The organism is Streptomyces sp. NPDC041713 (assembly GCF_055591085.1).
Genome location: NZ_JBVIZY010000005.1, coordinates 334,288 through 351,468, shown reverse-complemented (window position 1 = coordinate 351,468; position 17,181 = coordinate 334,288). Strand labels below are relative to the sequence as shown.

Below are 17,181 nucleotides of genomic sequence, written 5' to 3'. Positions count from 1 at the left end.
GTCGAGTGGTGGTGCGGTTGCGGGGTGGTGCGGTGGTCAGCCGGCGAGCCGGTGACCGAACTTGGCGCCCTTCTCGGGGTCGCCGAGCTTCGCCGGGGCGAGCGTGCCCGCGCCGGTGGTGGTCAGGCCGCCCGTGGAGCCGTAGAGGTTCCACAGGGCGCCCGAGTCGGTGAAGGTGCCGTCCTCGCCGGGGGCCGCGGCGGTCAGGTCCGCGCGGCCGTCCTTGTTCAGGTCGGTGAGGAGCACCTGGCGGCCGAAGTCGTCGCCGGCCTCGGCGACGCCCGGCACTCCGGGGGTGGTCTGGTTGTAGGCGACGGCGCCCTTGCCCGTCATGCCGCCCGCGGCCTTGGACGCGCCCTTGAGCAGGACGACCGCACCGGTGCCGGTGCTCGCGTCGAGGCTCTCGCCGGGCACGCCGACGGCGACCTCGGCCCTGCCGTCGCCGTCCACGTCGGCCGCGGCGAGGGAGGCGCCGAACGCGTCGTCGTCCTCACTGGCCCCGGGGACGCCCGCGGTGGCCTGGGTGATGACCTTCTTGCGCGCGTCGGTCGGCCCGGCCGGGCTGCCGTACTGGATCGTGATGCTGCCCGGGGCGGAGTCGATGACCTCGGTGACGCTGCCGATGTCGCGGGTGATCAGGTCGCCGTACCCGTCGCCGTCGACGTCGCCGACGGTGCCGCTGTAGGCCGTGCCGAGCGTGCTGGAGCTGTGGCTGACACCGCCGCGGCCGCCCTTGAAGAAGCGGGCGTCGTGCGTCATCTCCTCGAAGCCGTGCGTGGTGACGATGTCGTCGACGCCGTCGCCGGTCAGGTCGCCGGTGATGAAGGAGCGCAGTCCGGTGGGCCCGTCGCTCGTGACGACGCTGTCCTTGGACGCGGGCTTTCCGGCGCGGGTGAGCGGGCCGTACTGGATGGTCATCCCGGAGACGTCGGGGTCGTCGCTCGGTACGTCGTTGACGACCAGGTCGCGCTTGCCGTCGCCGTTGAAGTCGCCGGTGGCGAACTCGGAGTTCTCGTGCGGCAGGAGGGTGTCCGCGCCGGTCAGGCCGGAGGCCGAGCCCCACAGGACGGTCGCCTTGTTGCCGCTGTCGTCGCCGCCGGTCACGAGCAGGTCGGTGTAGCCGTCGGCGTCGAGGTCGGCGGGGACCGTCTGGTACCCGAAGGCGAACGTGCCCCGGAGCTCGCCGGGGACGCCCTCGGTGGCGCGGCTGATGCGCTGGTGGCGCTCGGTGCCGGGTCCGGAGGCGGTGCCGTACACGATGGAGAGGTAGCCCGCGCCCTCGACGCCGTCGACGGTGCCGTGCGGCGCGGCGACGGCGAGGTCGGCGTATCCGTCGTGGTCGAAGTCGGTGACCGGGGTGCGGGGCGGCCGCGGGGCCGCGGCCGCGGTTCCGGCGGTGACGGAGACGGCGAGAGGTGCGGTCAGCGCGACGACGGCGACGGCGCTGATGAGTGTGCGGCGGGGCACGGGTCCTCCTGTCGGGAACGTCTGTGACGTAGGGGGAGACAGGCGCTCATGGACGATGGTTGTCTGCACCATGAACTCCGTTACGTGATCCGGACGTTTGACGGGTGACGCCCGCTGTTCACCTCGGGGGTGGCGGGGTTCGCCGGTGGGTGGTGCGAACTCGGCGGTGTTCGCGGGTACTTCGCGTTCCCGGTGGTCGGCGGCCTTCCCCGGTCCGCGGAATGGCGGATTCCGTAGCAACTGCGAAGCTCCGGTGAACGTCGTTCAAAAGCCGCCTCGCGGGCGACTCTTCGCATTCCACTTGGCGACTGAATCGATCGTTCGCGGTCGATTACAGTGCTGCAAAGTCGCAACCGGTCGAGGCGCGTCGAGGACGTCACCGCACGTCGAGGACGTCACTGCACGGAGGGAGGCCCGCGTGGGGACCGCAGCAGCCACCGGCGTCTGGGGCCGCGCCGAGCAGCAGGACTTCCGCAGCCGGGTGCGCGGCACCCTCCTCGGCGCCGCCGTCGGCGACGCCCTGGGCGCGCCCGTCGACGGCCTCACCCTCGACGCGATACGTGAGGCCCACGGCGCCGAGGGCCTCGCCGAGCCGGCCCCCGCGTACGGCAGGCGCGGCGCCGTCACCGCCGCCACCCAGCTCACCCTCTTCACCGTCGACGGGCTCATCCGCGCCCAGGTGCGCCGCGACACCGGCGCCTGGCACCCGCCGACCGATCTGTTCCGCGCCTACCGCCGCTGGGCCGCCACCCAGAGCGACTGGGGGCCCGACGAGCGGCGCGCGGAGGACGGCTGGCTGGCCCGCGAGGAGTGGCTGTACGCGCGGCGCGGTCCGGCCCGCGCCTGTCTGCTCGGGCTCGGCAACACGGTCATGGGCACCCTGGACACCCCCAAGAACCCGGACGAGAGCGGCCCCGAGGCGGCCGTCAGGTCCGCGCCCTTCGGGCTGCTCGTCGGCTGGGAGCCGCAGCTCGTGCTGCAGCTCGCTGTCGAGTGTGCCGTCCAGACCCACGGCCACCCCACCGCGTATCTGGCGGCCGGGGCGCACGCCGTGATCGTGCACGGGCTTGCCCGCGGGGAGTCGCTGGACGGGGCGATCCAGCGGTGCCTGGCCCTGCTGGCCGCCCGCCCCGGCCACCAGCCCGTCACCGACGCGCTCCGGCACGCGCTGGGCGCCGTACGGCAGGGCATGCCGACCCCGGCGCGGGTCGCGGAGCTCGACGCGGACGAGGGGACGGCGGAGGGCGCGCTGGCCGTCGCCGTGTACTGCGCCCTGGTCGGCGAGGACATCCGGCACGGGCTGCGGCTCGCCGTCAACCACGGTGGGGCGTCGGCCGCGTGTGGTGCGTTGTGCGGGGCCCTGCTGGGGGCGTTGCACGGGGAGACCGCGTTGCCGCCGGGGTGGCTCACGGAGCTGGAGGGCCGCCCCACGATCCTCGAACTCGCGGACGACTTCGCCATGGAAATGACCCAGGGCCCCGCCCTGCACGGCCCCGGCCTCCCCTCCCCGGGCTGGCTGACCCGCTACCCCCGGGGGTAGCCCCGCGAAGAGCCGCGGTCGCGTCTGCCGGGTCCCCCGTAGATGCGTCTGCGGCTTGTCTTTGGTTGCTCGCGCAGTTCCCCGCGCCCCTGACGGGGCACTCCGGTCGGCCGCGCCCGTAAGGGGCGCGGGGAACGGCGCGCTCAGCCCGCGAAGAGCCGCGGTCGCGTCTGCCGAGTTCCCCGCAGATGCGGCCGCGGCTTGTCTTTGGCCGCTCGCGCAGTTCCCCGCGCCCCTGACGGGGCACTCCGGCCGGCCGTGCCCCGCAGGGGCGCGGGGAACGGCGCGCTCAGCCCGCGAAGGGCCGCGGTCGCGTCTGCCGAGTTCCCCGCAGATGCGGCCGCGGCTTGTCTTTGGCCGCTCGCGCAGTTCCTCGCGCCCCTTACGGGGCACTCCGGTCGGCCGCGCCCCGTAGGGGCGCGGGGAACGGCGCGCTCAGCCCACGACAAGCCGCAGCGTTCCTTACGTCAGTCCTTCGACGGGGACGGTGCCACGTCGTCCCAAGGCTCCGCAGGAGTGGGCACAACGGCTCCCCCCGAGCCGTCGCCATCCGTGTTGATCCGCTCGATGAGCGCATCCCGCTCCGGCGTGTCCTCGGGCTTCACGTAGCCGATGACCACGAAGAGGACGAGCGAGACCGCCAGCGGGATCGACACCTGGTACTGGAGGGCGACCCCGCCAGCGACCGCGTCGTCGATCGGATAGTTGACCAGGTAGAAGGCGAAGAGCCCGACCGCCCAACTGGTCAGCGCCGCCGTCGGCCCGGACTTGCGGAACGTACGCAGCAGACCCAGCATCATCGGGATCGCGATCGGCCCCATCAGCCCGGCGACCCACTTGATGACCACCGTGATGATGTCCTTGAACGTGGGGGAGTCCACCTGCGTGGCGACCGCCATGGAGAGCCCCAGGAAGATCACCGTGGTGAGGCGGGCGGCGAGCAGCCCCCCGCGCTCGTCCCAGCCCCGGGCCCGCGCGGACATCGCGGGCGCCACGTCCCGGGTGAAGACCGCGGCGATGGCGTTGGCGTCGGAGGAGCACATGGCCATGGTGTGCGAGAAGAAGCCGACGACGACCAGGCCCAACAGCCCGTGCGGCAGCAGCTGTTCGGTCATCAGGGCGTACGCGTCCGAGCCGTCCGGCTTCTTCGCGTCGACGAGCAGCGGCGACATCCACATGGGGAAGAAGAGGACGACCGGCCAGACCAGCCACAGCGCCGCGGAGAGCTTCGCGGAGCGCGCCGCCTCCTTGGCGTCGGCGGTCGCCATGTACCGCTGCGCCTGGTTGAGCATGCCGCCGTTGTACTCGAAGAGCTTGATGAAGAGGAACGCGAGCAGGAAGACCGTGCCGTACGGGCCGACCAGCGGCTTGCCGTGGCCCGCGAGCGCCGGCTCGTCCCACACGCCGAAGAAGCCGCCGTGCGGCCCGAGCCTGCCGACGACCGCCACGAACATGGCGACTCCGGCGAGGAGTTGGATGACGAACTGGCCGAGCTCGGTCAGCGCGTCGGCCCACAGCCCGCCGATGGTGCAGTAGAACGCCGTGATCACGCCGGTGACGAGAATGCCCTGGTTGAGGGAGACGCCGGTGAAGACCGACAACAGGGTCGCGATCGCCGCCCACTTGGCGCCCACGTCCACGATCTTGAGCAGCATCCCCGACCAGGCGAGCGCCTGCTGGGTCTGCAGGTTGTAGCGGTTCTTCAGGTACTCCAGGGGCGAGGCGACGTGCAGTCGTGAGCGCAGCCGGTTGATGCGGGGGGCGAAGAGGCGCGCGCCGATGGCGATGCCGAGCGCGATGGGGAAGGACCAGGTGACGAAGGACGTCACGCCGTAGGTGTAGGCGATTCCCGCGTATCCGGTGAACATCACCGCGCTGTAGCCGGACATGTGGTGCGAGATGCCGGACAGCCACCAGGGCATCTTGCCGCCGGCGGTGAAGAAGTCGGAGACGTTGTCGACCCGCTTGTGGGACCACAGGCCGATCGCGACCATGACGCCGAAGTAGCCGATGAGCACGGCCCAGTCGAGACTGTTCATATGGCCCTCCAGGGGTCCGCCTGGTGAACGGGCCGATGGGGACGAGAGCGGCCCAGAAGTGCCCGCTCATCGTGGGTTCGGGCGCGGTGTGCCGACAACCGTCCGCAAGGTCAAGAGGAAGTAAAATCGTTCGCTTTGCTGACCTAGGTTCACATACATGGTCAGCCCCGGGCACAAAAAAGCGCCCCGTAAGGGGCGCGGGGAACGGCGCGCTCAGCCACCCACAACCCGCAGCCGAACAAGAACCGCCCCATCACAGCGAAGCGTTACCGCATGATCTCCCCCGCGTTGACCAGCAGCGACTGCCCCGTGATCGACCGCGCCCGGTCCGACGCCAGGAACACCGCCGCATCCGCCACGTCCCCGTCCGTGGCCAGATCGGGCAGGGCCATGCGCGCCGCGAGGCGGTCCCGCACCTCGTCCTCCGGTACGCCCTCGGTGTGCGCGGTGAACTGGACGTACGCCTCGACCGGCGGGCCCCACATCCAGCCCGGCAGCACGGTGTTGACCCGGATCCGGTCCGGCCCCAGCTCCTGCGCCAGCGCGTACATCGCCGACGTCAGCGCCCCCTTCGACGCCCCGTACGCCGCCTGGCGCACCTGCGAGGGCGCCGCGATCGCCGACTGGGTCCCGATGAACACCACCGAGCCGCCGGTGCGCTCCCTGAGTGCGGGCAGGCAGGCCCGCGTCATGCGCAGGGAGCCGAGGAGGTTGACGTCGATGACCTGGGCCCAGGTGGCGAAGTCCGCGTCCTCCAGGCCGCCGAAGTAGCTGTCCCACGCGGCGACATGGACCACCGCGTCGATCCCGCCGAAGCGTTCCCCGGCCAGCGCCGCGAGGGCCTCGCACTGCCGCTCGTCGGTGATGTCGGTGACCCGGAAGGCGGTGCGGGCGCCCTCGGGGTCGATCTCGGCGGCGGTCTTGGCGAGGTTCGCCTCCGTGCGCGCCCCGAGCACGGCGTTCCCGCCGTCGCGCACCACGGCCGCCGCGACCTGGTTGCCGAGCCCGGCGCCGACGCCCGAGACGACGACGGTCTTTCCCTGAAGGAGCGACGACGGCATGGGGCGCCTCCCGGCTCTGGCAGTTTTGCTGACGGGGCGTCAGAGTATGGGCGACCACCGGAGGAAGGAAGAGGGAGGCAGGAGCCGAGCATGAGCGAGGACACCCGCAGCGACGTCTACGCCGAGCTGGCCGCCGTCGGGCCCTACGGCGTCCACCCCGGGCACGCCCTGATCACCATGGTCGAACCGCACCCGGGCCACGAGTACGCGTACAACCGCTGGTACGAGGACGACCACTACTACGCCGGCGCGATGGCCATGCCCTGGATGTACGCGGGGCGCCGCTGGGTGGCCACGCGCGAACTCCAGCTCCTGCGCGCCCCGGAGAAGTCCGCCGTCGCCGAGCCGGTCACCGCCGGGTGCTACCTCTCCACGTACTGGGTGACGCAAGGGCGCTACGACGACCACATGAAGTGGACCGTCGGCATCAACCGGCGGCTCAACCGCGACGGCCGCGTCTACCGCGACCGCACCCACGTCTTCACCGCCTTCCAGGACCACGAGGCGACCGTCTACCGCGACGGCGCGGCGGGCCCGCGCGACTTCCACGCGCTCGACCACCCGTATCGGGGCCTGGTCCTTGAGGTCATCGACGCCGAAGGGCCCGAGCAGCGCGCCCAGTTGCTGGAGTGGCTGGTGGCCCGGCACCTGCCGCGGGCGCTCGCGGGGTCGCCCGCCGCCATGGTCACGCTGTTCCGTCCGACGCCGCTGCCGGGGGACCGGATGACGTACGTGAAGCAGGTCGAGGGCGTGGACACCCGGCTGACCCTGCTCTGGTTCCTGCAGGCGGACCCGCGGGAGTGCTGGGAGGAGCACTTCGCCGGGCGCGGGGAGGCGGTGGCGGAGTCGGGGCTCGGGCGGGTGGAGCTGGTGGCGCCGTTCATTCCGACCGTGCCGGGGACGGACACGTACGTCGATCAGCTGCGCTGACGTCCCCGGGGCGAGGGGTGAGGGGGTAGGGGCGGCGGGTGGTCGGCGGGGGGTAAAGCCGAGCCCCCTCGGCCGGGACGGCGGGCCAGTCGAGAGGGCTCATACGGTGGTGCCTGTGCGGTTGTTCGTGCGGGGTCCGTGGCAGTCTCACGCGAGGTCGGCAGCCCCCCTGCTCACCTCGCTGACGAACGCGTTCCACGACGCGGCGGGGAAGGCGAGGACCGGGCCCTCGGCCACCTTCGAGTCGCGCACGGAAATGCCCTGCGCGAGGGGCGACTTGACCTCGACGCACGCGCCGTTGCCGGTGGAGTACGAGGACTTGACCCACGTGTGCGAGGCACCCTGCTGAATTGCCATGTTCTGCTCCGGTCTTTCCAGTCGACGAGTAGCTGACACCGCATCGCTGCGGCTCGCGCCAACGCTCTTGCTCGATGGCGTGAATGACGCTACTCGCCAACATCGTGGCGTGAAGGGGTCGTTCACTCGACCGGATGGCATATACCAGGGGGGTCTTCCGCCCCGACATGGCGAGGGTGTACCGTGCGGCACTTTCACTCGGGGACCCCGGAAATCCCCGGAATTCCCGCGTGTATCAGCGGGCGTAGTCCTTCGAGATCTCGGCGATGAGCTGTCGGGACTGGTCCACGTTCAACGCCTGGGCCCGCAGATGCTCGTACATGACGCTGTACTGCTGGACGTCGTTCGCCTTCTCCAGATACAGGTCGCTGGTGACGCCCTCGATGTAGACCACGCTGGAGTCGGCGGCGTCGGGGAACTCCAGGATCGCGTACTGACCGTTGAGGCCGGGGTGCGCGCCCATCTCGAAGGGGATCACCTGGACGGTCACGTGCGGCAGTTGGGACTGCTCGACGAGGTGTTCCAGCTGGTCGCGCATGAGGTGCCGGGAGCCGACGACGCGGCGCAGCGCCGACTCGTCGAGCACGGTCCACAGGCGCAGCGGGTTGTCCGGCGCCGCGATGCGGTCCTGCCGCCGCATGCGCACCTGGACGCGCTTCTCGATGTCGGTCGGCGTGGTCTCCGGGAGCGCGCCGGTGACCAGCGCCTCCGCGTACGCGCGGGTCTGCAGCAGGCCGGGCACGACCTGCGGGTCGTACACGCGCAGCGACGCCGCGTCGGTCTCCAGGCCGATGTACACGCTGTAGGGGATGTCGCCGAAGGAGTGCCACCAGCCCTGCTGGCGGGAGTCCTTGGCCATCTGCATCAGGGAGTCGACGACGCGGTGGTCCTCGACCTCGTAGACACCGCACAGGTCGCGGACGTCGCGCTGGCTGATGGAGCGGCGGCCGTTCTCGAGGCGGCTGATCTTCGACTGGGAGACGAGCAGCCGCTCGGCGACCTCCTCGGCCGTCATGCCCTTGAGCTCGCGGAGCCGACGGAGCTCCTGGCCCAACCGGCGTCGCCTGACAGTGGGATTGACATTGGACGCCACGGGACGTGCACCTCCGGCTTGCCTGCCTCTGTTTTGCGTATCTACTGCTCAGCAGAGTGCCACCAACGAGGCCGGCACCGCTGGGAAACAGCGGATATGCGGACGTGAGGACGGGTGCGTGGGGGTACGGCCCTGCCCTGCGGCGCCCGGTCGCGAGCGGCCGCGCGGGACGGAAATGCCGGGGTGTCGTCGTCCGGACGGTCCGGCACCCCGCCCCGCGCGGCCCAGCGGCTCCCGAACCGGGTCTGGGGGACTGCGGCGCGGCGCTGGTGCGGTTGGTGCGAGTGATGCGGGTGGTGCGGGTGATGCGGTGGTGCTGAGCGGATGGTGCGGTGGTGCTGAGCGGTGTGCTGCCGATCGGTCGCGCGCGGGTGGTGCGGTACCTGGATCAGTGCGCGACCGCGCGTGCCATGGATCCGCGGCGCGGCTGCAGTGGCACCCCGCCGGGGTCCGCTGTCGCCCTGGCCGGCTGCCTGCCACCGCCCGGCCCGGGCGGGCCCGCCGGTGCGGCGCTGCGGCGCGGCTGGGCCGCGACGCCGTTCTGGACGTCCATCACGGCGTGCGCCACGAGGCCGCCCATCGGGTCGTGCCTGATGAGATCCCGGAGCCGGGAGCGCGATGAACGCCCCTCGTTCCCGGGGTAGAGGTGCTTGCCGAGACCGACCGCGTGGGCCAGCGCGGCGAGCGCCGCGGTCCGCGGGTCCGGCGGTACACCGGTGCGGATCGCACTGTCGAGCCGGGACCTGATGTCCCTGCTGATCGCCGTGTCCGTCGCCTGGTAGCGAGTCGTCGGCAGTACTCCGCACATCTGGCCCGACACGGCATGCACCATGCCGCACCGCTCCAGGTGCGCGAGGTAAATCTGGCGCAGCCCCAGTCGGGGCCCGCCGATCCAGTGGACCGCCCGGACCGGGCTGCCGCGCCTGCGCAGCAGTTCCAGTGCGGAGTCCAGAGTCGGATCTCCGGTCGGCCGTGGCATCACCACGGCGATACGATCCCCGTCAGGGGCTATCCGTCCGGCCAGCGCCAGCTCCACTAGCTGTGCTCCGGCCAGACCGAGGTCGAGCGACTGCGGCTGCGCCGTGGTACCCGTGGCCGGGTCCAAAGCGAGCAGCAGAAGCTCCTCCGGAATTGTTCTGCGGCTCCTGCCCATCCATGCCTCCCCGCGTGGATGAATGACAGGGTGACCCCTCTCACATTGGTCTGTCGAGAGCGCGTGGGCGGGATGTACGGGAACCAGTAGGTATGTCGTTCTCGTCTACCACGGGGGTTAAGCCCTCACACAGGACACTGGTACACGGTTCGGACAGTGGGGTCCGGCCGGATTTGGCGCACGGCCAGCACACGGCAAGCATTCAGCATCGGCATACGGCATGGCGTACGAGGAGGCATCGGTGGCGGGCGAGACCCCCGACAGGTCGAAGCAGCGGAAGTCGTCGGGGAACCCGACTACGGCGGACTCTTCCGAGTCGGCGCCGGAGGAACGGGACCCGCGCCTCGCGATGACCCGCGAGACGCCGCAGGTGCGGGAGGACACCGCTACCGCGGTCTTCTCGACGAAGGACGTCGCCGAGGAGGCGACCGGTTCCGGCGAGGACGCGGAGCCGGAGTCCGGGGCGGACGAGGGCGACGTGAAGTCCGCGTCGGAGGCCAAGGGTGAGGCCGCCCCCAAGGGGGAGGCGAACGGCGACGCGCGGCTGCGGGACGTGGTGGCGGCGTGGGTCGCGACCTCGGACGAGCCGGAGGACGAGGCGGCAGCCGAGGCCCCGGGCAGTGACGCTTCTGCGGCGGACGACGCCGAGGACGAGTCGCCGGCCAAGGGCGAGACCCCGGCCGACGACGACGCCAAGTCCACCGACGACGCCAAGTCCCCCGGCGGCGACAAGGCGACCGCGGTCTTCAAGGCGCTGCCCCCGAAGGACGCCGCCAAGGGCCCCGTGAAGGACGACGCCCCGGCCGAGGAGACTCCGGCCGACGTGACCCCGGCCGAGGACGAGACCCCGGCCGACGACGCCAAGTCCACCGACGACGCCAAGACCAAGTCCCGGTCCACCGGCGTCGACCAGGCCACCGCGGTCTTCAAGGCGCTGCCCGCGAAGGACGCCGCCAAGGGCCCGGTCAAGCAGCCCGGCAAGGACGTCGACCAGCCCACCACCATGCTCAAGATCGGCGACCAGAAGAGCGCCGAAGGCGAGAGTGCAAAGGGCACCGCAAAGGACTCTGCAAAGGGTGCGGCGGCGAAGGGAACCGGTGCGCCGGAGAGCGACGCCGAGCGGACCAGCAAGTTCGTCGCCCTGAAGCCGCTCGACGAGCCGTCCGCGAAGACGGCCACCCCCAGGACGGCCCCCAAGACCGCCCCCAAGGGCACCCCGAGGGCCACCCCCGCCGAGGAGCCGAAGCCGGCACCTAAGGCCACCCCCAAGGCCACGGGAGCAGCCGCAGCCACCGGCGCCGCAGGTGCCGCGGGCACGACGACCCCCGCCCCGGCCGCCACCCCCCAGGCGCCCCCGCCAGTGGAACGCACCACCCAGCAGCCGCTGCCGCCCAAGCCGCCCATCGACCTGCTCGCCGAGCTGACCAACACCCCGCCGCCGCCCGAGACGCCCGTCCGCACCGCCGTGCGCCGGGTCAAGATCTGGACGCCGCTGGTGCTGCTCCTGATCGTCGTCTTTGCGGTCGTACAGGCCGTGCGGCCGCTGCCGTCGCCGACCCTGAAGCTCACCGCCGAGGAGAGCGTCTCGTTCGACGGCGGCAAGCCGTCCATCCCGTGGCCGGGCCAGGGCCAGGCCGCGATGGACGTCAACGGCATCGGCACCTTCGGTACGTCCGGTGACCAGAAGCCCGTGCCGATCGCGAGCATCGCGAAGGTCATGACGGTCTACCTGATCCTGCGCGACCACCCGATGAAGCCGGGCCAGAAGGGGCCGGAGATCCCCGTCGACGCCGCCGCGCAGAAGCACTACGAGACCGGCAAGCCGGCCAACGAGTCCGTCGTCAAGGTCACCGAGGGCCAGAAGATCCGTCAGTACGAGGCCCTCCAGGCGGTCATGCTCCCGTCGGCGAACAACGTCGCCAAGCTCCTCGCCCGCTGGGACACCAAGAGCGACTCCGAGGACGCGTTCGTCGCGAAGATGAACAAGACGGCCAAGGAACTGGGCATGAAGAACACCCACTACACGGACCCCAGCGGCCTGGACAAGACCACCGTCTCGACCGCCGAGGACCTCGTGAAGCTCGGCCGTGCCGCGATGGAGAACCCCGTCTTCAACGAGATCTCCCGGCAGCCCAGCTACGTCGACCTCAACGGCGACAAGCAGCGGAACTTCTTCGGCCTCGTCCCGAGCATCGCCGTCGGCATCAAGACCGGCACCACCACCGCGGCCGGCGGCAACATCCTCTTCGCCGCGGAGAAGCAGGTCGGCGGCAAGAAGCAGACGATCATCGGCGCCGCCCTCGGCCAGTACGGCAAGAACGGCGTCGCCAACATCGACGAGGTCACCGGGGTCACCCGCAAGCTCATCGAGGCCGGGCAGGGTGCGCTGACCGCCAAGACCGTCGTGAAGAAGGGGACCGTCGTCGGCCAGGTCGACGACGGCCTGGGCGGCACGACCCCCGTCGTCGCCACCAAGGACGTCTCCGCGGTGGGCTGGTCCGGCCTCACCGTCAAGCTGATGCTCGACGAGGAGAAGGGCAGGACCGTCCCGCACACCGCGAAGGCCGGCACCGTGGTCGGCGTCCTGCACGTCGGTGACGGCAAGGGCAAGGGCGACGCCGTCGAGGTGCCGGTCGCGCTGCAGAAGAGCCTGAGCGAGCCGGGGCTCGGCGCCAAGCTGACCCGCGTCGGCTGACCCTCGAAGGACACCCGCGAAGACCTGGCGCGCGACCGCGAGGGGAGGCCCCACCCGGGGCCGCCCCTCGCGGCTGCGTGCTAGCGTCACAAACTCGGGGGGTAGTACGCCGGGGCGGAGGACGAGTGTTCCGGGACGAACTCTCGTCGGCACGGACCCGGGGCACTCCGGAAACACGGACGACACGGGGAGAACCTCCAGTGGCCACAGCGGAGCCGACGCGCGCCGAAGACGACGCCGCCGCGCCTGAGACGGGCGGGGGTGGCCGCGGCGCTGCGCGAATAAAGCTGCCGGCCCAGCGCCGCACCTCCGAGACGGGACCGGTCGAGCCGTGGCAGCGGCGCTTCGCACGCCACCCCGTGACGATCACGACCGTCGTCGCCGCGGTGCTGCACATCGTCTGGTTCTTCGTCTTCGCCAACAGCGGCGGTGACCTCGCCGCGCAGGACGCCTGGGCCGAGTTCGTCGGACGCCACCCCGCCTCCGCGTACAACCTCGGCTGGTACGGCGGCATGCACCCGGTGTCGTACAGCGTCATCTCGCCGTACCTGATGTCGGTGCTCGGCGTGCGGACCACGATGATGATCGCGGGGACCGTCTCCGCCGCGCTGCTCACCATGATCCTGATGCGCAGCCGCGCCGTGCAGCGGCTGCTGTGGCCGACCGCCGCCGGTGTCTTCGCGCTGCTGTGCAACGCGGTGTCGGGGCGTGTGACCTACGGCCTCGGCCAGATGTTCGCGCTGATGGCGGTCGCCGCCGTCTTCTGCTGGCCGCACCGCTGGCGCTACAAGCGGTGGGCGAAGGCGCTGGTCGCCGCGCCGTTCGCGGCGCTCGCGACGATGGGCAGCCCGGTGGCCGGGCTCTTCGTCGGGCTCGTCGCCGTCGCGCTGTTCCTCAGCAAGCGCTACCCGGGCGCCTACGCGCTGGGCCTCGCGCCCGCCGTCGTCGTCGGCCTGTCCGCGTTGCTGTTCCCGTTCTCCGGCACCCAGCCGATGTCGTTCGGCTCCGCGTCGCTGCCGCTGATCTGCGCCCTCCTCGTCTACTACGCGGTGCCGCGGCAGTGGAAGACGGTGCGGATCACGACGGCCGTGTACGGGGCGTTCGTGCTCGGCGTCTGGCTGATCAGCTCGCAGATCGGCTCCAACATCTCGCGCCTCGCGATGTCCTTCGCGGGCGTCGCGCTGCTCGCCGCGCTGCCCTACGCCGTGCCGAAGTCCCGCAAGTGGTACGTGATCGTCCTGGCGTTCGCCGGCTTCACCGGGTGGATCGGGTTCAAGGCCGTCGACGACATCGTGCACACCAGGTCGGACGCCTCCTGGACACGTGAGGTCGCGCCACTGGTGCACGAGCTGAAGGAGCGGGGCGCCGCCAAGGGCCGCGTCGAGGTGGTGCCGGCCCGCAGCCACCGCGAGGCGTCCGCGCTCCCCACGTACGTACAGCTGGCCCGCGGCTGGAACCGGCAGGCCGACATGGAGCGCAACCCGCTCTTCTACGACGACACCCTCAACTCCGCGAACTACCACGAGTGGCTGCGGCGCTGGGCCGTGCACTACGTGGCGGTCCCCAAGGGCGAGCCCGACGGGGACGGCGGCAAGCGCGAGACGCAGCTCATCTCGGACGGCCTGCCGTATCTGCGGCAGGTGTGGGTCGACTCCAACTGGAAGCTGTACGAGGTCACCGACCCGACGCCGATGGCCGAGCCGCACGCCGTGGTGGAACGCGCCGAGCAGGGCGAGATGACCGTCCGCGTGCAGAAGCCCGGCCGCGTCCTCATCCGCATCCCGTACTCGCCGTGGCTGAGCGTCGTCGACGCCAAGGGCAAGGGCGTCGAGCAGCCCCGCGAGACGGACGCCTCGAAGCGGCAGCGCGAGACGGACGAGCGGCGGCCCAAGGAGTACGCCAACGTCAACGGCTGTCTGCTGGAGGCCGAGGAGGACCACAACGGCGACGAGTGGGTCGAGCTGCTCGCCCCGAAGGCCGGCACCTACCGGCTCGGCTCGCCCTACCAGCTGCCCCGCGGCACGCCGTGCCCGGAGGAGATGCGCCGCTGACCGGGCGCGGCCCGTCCGGCGGGCCGGTCAGCCGCCCGGCGGCGCGCAGATCCCCGAGGCCGGCGGACGTCCGGGCCCCGCGTCCGCGGCGGCCTGGGCGCGCACGGTCTCCAGCTGGTCGAGGAGCGCGTCGAGCCGGTCGCCCGCCGGGTCCCTGAAGTACTGCAGGACGGCCCGGTGGAACGCGTCGCGCACGCCCGGTGCCATCACGTCCGACGCGTCGAAGCAGAGCGTGCGCGCCCGGCCGGTGAGGATGTGCGCGATGCGCCGGCCCGTGGGGTCGGCGGGCTGCGGGTCGCTCGCGTCGGGGAACAGCGGCCGCAGCTCCGGCTTCGCCCGGTCCCGCCACAGCGTGCGCGCCCGCGGCGACGACAGCCGGTCCACGAGGTCGCGCGCCGCCGGATCGCGGCTGAACACGGCGGCCATGTCGCCCGCGACCTCGTAGGCGCCGTCGTAGGTGGAGCGGCCACGCAGGAAGCCCGCCGCCGGGTCGACGCGGACCGGCTCGCCCGCGTACACGTAGCGGATGAACGCGCTCTGGTGCTCGTGCGTGCAGCCGGGCGTCAGGGAGCGGAGCAGACCGCGCGGGCCGCCGCCCTTCGCCGGGTCGGGCGTTCCCACGTAACTCGTGGTCAGCGAGCGGTCGATCGACGCCTTGGAGCGGTCGCCGAGCAGCGCGGCCCACGTCGTCCACGCCCTGCGCACCCGCCGGTCGTGCCAGCTGAGCCGCCCGGTGGCCCACTCCGTGTACGCGGTGGGGCCCGCCTGGTGGAGCAGGATGTCCTCGACCCAGTCGGTGCCGGGCCAGCCGGAGGTGGCCTGCGAGGCGAGGCCCACGCACCAGTCGGGGGCGCCGGCCGAGCGCCCCTCCTTGCTCCACACCAGACTCTTGAGGTCGACCTTCAACGGCACCCAGTAGGTGCGGCGCTGACCGTTCACGGAGAGCGGCAGGCTCCAGGGCGGATAGGCGCGGCCGGTGGCGGCGCGACCGAGCGGGGTGAGGCGGCCGGCCCGCGCGTACTCGGTGAGCTCGCCGACGCTGTTGAGGATCGCCACGTCCGGCGGGTCGCCCGCCTCCAGCTGGGCGACGAGCGTCTCGCGCAGGGAACGCGTGCCCTGGTAGGTGTACGTCTTGCCGGTGCCGTCGTCGAGCCGGTGCAGCATCGACTCGAAGGCCTCGCCCTCGGGGCCCGTCCAGGGGCCGAGCACCACGAGCGTCTCGGGCCGCCCGCCTCCGCAGGCGCCCGCGGTGACGGCGAGCAGACAGGCCGCGAGGAGCGCCCGGACCACGGCGAGTGCGGTGCGGGGGGCACGGGGGGTGCGGGGGGTGTGTGGGCTGCGTGAGGTACGCGTCCGGGCCGTCATACGGCGGCTCCCGAGCGGGAGACGAGGACGTACTCGCGGCGGTAGGCGTGCAGGGTGGCGCCGGTCAGGGCGGCGCCGAGGAGCCCGGCGGGCGTCACCCACGGCGCGGCCCCGTCCAGCGAGGCGAGGCGGCCTGCGGCCAGCTCGTGGCGGGCGCGGGCGTCGAGGGACGCGATCAGGAGACGGGGCCGGGCGGCGAAGGGGCGCTCCTCGGCCGCCGACTCGATCGCCGGTGACGTCCTGCCGACGAGGTCGCCCGCGACGGCCACCACCCGTTGCTGTGCCCGGTGGGCGAGCACGGCGTCGACGGTCAGGAACGGCACGCCGAGCAGCGGCAGCGCGGCCACCAGGAGCGGCAGGCTGAGGTGCAGGCGCAGCCGGCGGCGCAGGAACAGGTGGGTGTGCCAGAGCCCGCGGACGAGCAGGACGAGGGCGAGCGCGGCGACGACGGCCGCGGCGATCACCGGGGCGCCGAGCGCGGCGCGGTCGGTGAGGCGGTCGCGCAGGTGGTCCTCCAGGGCGGAGATGCGGTCGACGACGGCGGTGGCGTCGGAACGGGAGCGGGAGCCGGTTCCGGTGCCGGTGCCGGTATCGCAGGGTGGGTAACCGCCGTCCGCCGTCGTGGAGGCCGGTCCCGGTTCCGGTTCCGGGCAGAGCATGCTGCGGGCGTAGGAGAGGCCGGCGTTGCGCAGGGTGGGGTCGGCGACGTTGTTCTGCGCGAAGGTGATCCAGGTGCCGTAGTCCACGACGAGGCCGGAGACGACGTCGAGCTCCTGGCGTTCGGCGGTGGTCAGGGCGCCGCTGCGGGCGACCTGGTTGAGGCGCTGCACGGCCCGTGTGGTGCGCGTGCTGTACCGCTTGCTCAACCCGCTGAGCTGCACCGCCTCCCCGGCGTCCAGACTCTCGCCGGCCTCGCGGTCGGCGATGCGCAACGAGGTCTCGGCCTCGGCGAGCCCGACGAGTGCGGGGGCGAAGCTGTCGCGCAGCGCGGTCGAGTCGGTACGGATGTCGGCGTACGCCCACCCGAACGCGGCGGCGGCGACAACGGTGAGTAGGGGTAATGAGATCAGCCGCTCGCGGAGGTAACGACGGTTGCGGAGGCGGGGGGCGAGCGGGGCGGGCCAGAGGTACTGACGCAGGACGCGCAGGGTGAGGGCGACGAGCTGCCGGGGGGTGGGGTGGGGGTTGGTCATGGGGTGCCGCCGGGTGGGGCGCTGGGGGCGGGGACGCCGGGCCGGTGGCTGGCGGTGCGGGTCCGGTGGGGTGGGCGTGACCCGTCGTGGGGGGTGGTGGGGAGCTGTCTGGGGGCGTGGTGGCGGTGGCGGTTGCCGCCGGGTGGTGGGGTGCCGTCGCCGGGCAGGGGGCCGCGGGTGGGGGTGTGGTCGGTGGGTGGTGTGGGCCGGGTGGGCCGGCGTAGCCCGCCGTGCGGG

At 72.2% G+C, this 17,181-nt stretch carries 12 protein-coding genes; 4 read left to right on the top strand and 8 right to left on the bottom strand.

Going from position 1 to position 17,181, the window contains the following annotated elements:
* Nucleotides 1-36: 36 nt before the first annotated feature.
* Nucleotides 37-1,467: an FG-GAP and VCBS repeat-containing protein gene (locus tag ACZ6CV_RS17990; protein WP_469251737.1), complete on the bottom strand. Its 1,431-nt coding sequence runs from the start codon at nt 1,465-1,467 to the stop codon at nt 37-39.
* Between the two features lie 418 nt (nt 1,468-1,885).
* Here ACZ6CV_RS17990 and ACZ6CV_RS17985 point away from each other — a divergent pair, with 418 nt between their 5' ends.
* Nucleotides 1,886-3,007: an ADP-ribosylglycohydrolase family protein gene (locus ACZ6CV_RS17985; RefSeq protein WP_469251736.1), complete on the top strand. Its 1,122-nt coding sequence runs from the start codon at nt 1,886-1,888 to the stop codon at nt 3,005-3,007.
* 467 nt (nt 3,008-3,474) lie between these two features.
* On the opposite strand, the gene ACZ6CV_RS17980 is transcribed toward ACZ6CV_RS17985, so the two are convergent.
* Both ACZ6CV_RS17980 and ACZ6CV_RS17975 read right to left on the bottom strand, forming a co-directional pair.
* Nucleotides 3,475-5,046 (bottom strand): sodium:solute symporter family protein, encoded by a 1,572-nt coding sequence (locus ACZ6CV_RS17980; RefSeq protein ID WP_469251735.1) that lies wholly within the window; start codon nt 5,044-5,046, stop codon nt 3,475-3,477.
* Between the two features lie 266 nt (nt 5,047-5,312).
* On the bottom strand, nt 5,313-6,107 hold the full coding sequence (locus ACZ6CV_RS17975; RefSeq protein ID WP_469251734.1) for an SDR family oxidoreductase: 795 nt from the start codon (nt 6,105-6,107) through the stop codon (nt 5,313-5,315).
* A 90-nt stretch (nt 6,108-6,197) separates the two neighbouring features.
* On the opposite strand from ACZ6CV_RS17975, the gene ACZ6CV_RS17970 reads away from it, so the two are divergent.
* Entirely contained in the window at nt 6,198-7,037 is an 840-nt protein-coding gene (locus ACZ6CV_RS17970) for a hypothetical protein (protein ID WP_469251733.1), read from the top strand.
* Nucleotides 7,038-7,184: 147 nt separating this feature from the next.
* Here ACZ6CV_RS17970 and ACZ6CV_RS17965 read toward each other — a convergent pair whose 3' ends face one another.
* The 3 genes from ACZ6CV_RS17965 to ACZ6CV_RS17955 form a co-directional block, all read right to left on the bottom strand.
* The gene (locus ACZ6CV_RS17965) at nt 7,185-7,394 is read right to left on the bottom strand and encodes a DUF397 domain-containing protein (RefSeq protein ID WP_362372613.1); all 210 of its coding nucleotides are present in this window, start codon (nt 7,392-7,394) and stop codon (nt 7,185-7,187) included.
* 235 nt (nt 7,395-7,629) lie between these two features.
* Nucleotides 7,630-8,487, bottom strand: a complete 858-nt coding sequence (locus ACZ6CV_RS17960) for a helix-turn-helix domain-containing protein (protein ID WP_362372615.1) — start codon at nt 8,485-8,487, stop codon at nt 7,630-7,632.
* A gap of 388 nt (nt 8,488-8,875) precedes the next feature.
* Nucleotides 8,876-9,640, bottom strand: coding sequence for a GOLPH3/VPS74 family protein (locus ACZ6CV_RS17955; RefSeq protein WP_355807695.1), 765 nt, complete (start codon nt 9,638-9,640; stop codon nt 8,876-8,878).
* 220 nt (nt 9,641-9,860) lie between these two features.
* Here ACZ6CV_RS17955 and ACZ6CV_RS17950 point away from each other — a divergent pair, with 220 nt between their 5' ends.
* Both ACZ6CV_RS17950 and ACZ6CV_RS17945 read left to right on the top strand, forming a co-directional pair.
* On the top strand, nt 9,861-12,335 hold the full coding sequence (locus tag ACZ6CV_RS17950) for a D-alanyl-D-alanine carboxypeptidase family protein (RefSeq protein WP_469251732.1): 2,475 nt from the start codon (nt 9,861-9,863) through the stop codon (nt 12,333-12,335).
* Between the two features lie 200 nt (nt 12,336-12,535).
* A complete protein-coding gene (locus ACZ6CV_RS17945) occupies nt 12,536-14,386 on the top strand; it encodes an MFS transporter (RefSeq protein ID WP_469251731.1) in 1,851 nt (616 codons plus the stop codon).
* Nucleotides 14,387-14,413: 27 nt separating this feature from the next.
* Here ACZ6CV_RS17945 and ACZ6CV_RS17940 read toward each other — a convergent pair whose 3' ends face one another.
* Together ACZ6CV_RS17940 and ACZ6CV_RS17935 are read right to left on the bottom strand one after the other, a co-directional pair.
* Nucleotides 14,414-15,751 (bottom strand): extracellular solute-binding protein, encoded by a 1,338-nt coding sequence (locus ACZ6CV_RS17940; RefSeq protein WP_469251730.1) that lies wholly within the window; start codon nt 15,749-15,751, stop codon nt 14,414-14,416.
* Nucleotides 15,748-16,944 (bottom strand): hypothetical protein, encoded by a 1,197-nt coding sequence (locus ACZ6CV_RS17935; RefSeq protein WP_469251729.1) that lies wholly within the window; start codon nt 16,942-16,944, stop codon nt 15,748-15,750. Before ACZ6CV_RS17935 ends, ACZ6CV_RS17940 begins: the two co-directional genes overlap by 4 nt.
* Between the last annotated feature and the right edge of the window lie 237 nt (nt 16,945-17,181).

Coding starts and splice junctions, on each gene's coding strand:
- ACZ6CV_RS17980 (WP_469251735.1), bottom strand. CDS start 5,046: ATGAACAGTCTCGACTGGGCCGTGCTCATCGGCTACTTCGGCGTCATG.
- ACZ6CV_RS17975 (WP_469251734.1), bottom strand. CDS start 6,107: ATGCCGTCGTCGCTCCTTCAGGGAAAGACCGTCGTCGTCTCGGGCGTC.
- ACZ6CV_RS17970 (WP_469251733.1), top strand. CDS start 6,198: ATGAGCGAGGACACCCGCAGCGACGTCTACGCCGAGCTGGCCGCCGTC.
- ACZ6CV_RS17965 (WP_362372613.1), bottom strand. CDS start 7,394: ATGGCAATTCAGCAGGGTGCCTCGCACACGTGGGTCAAGTCCTCGTAC.
- ACZ6CV_RS17955 (WP_355807695.1), bottom strand. CDS start 9,640: ATGGGCAGGAGCCGCAGAACAATTCCGGAGGAGCTTCTGCTGCTCGCT.
- ACZ6CV_RS17950 (WP_469251732.1), top strand. CDS start 9,861: ATGGCGTACGAGGAGGCATCGGTGGCGGGCGAGACCCCCGACAGGTCG.
- ACZ6CV_RS17940 (WP_469251730.1), bottom strand. CDS start 15,751: ATGACGGCCCGGACGCGTACCTCACGCAGCCCACACACCCCCCGCACC.
- ACZ6CV_RS17935 (WP_469251729.1), bottom strand. CDS start 16,944: ATGACCAACCCCCACCCCACCCCCCGGCAGCTCGTCGCCCTCACCCTG.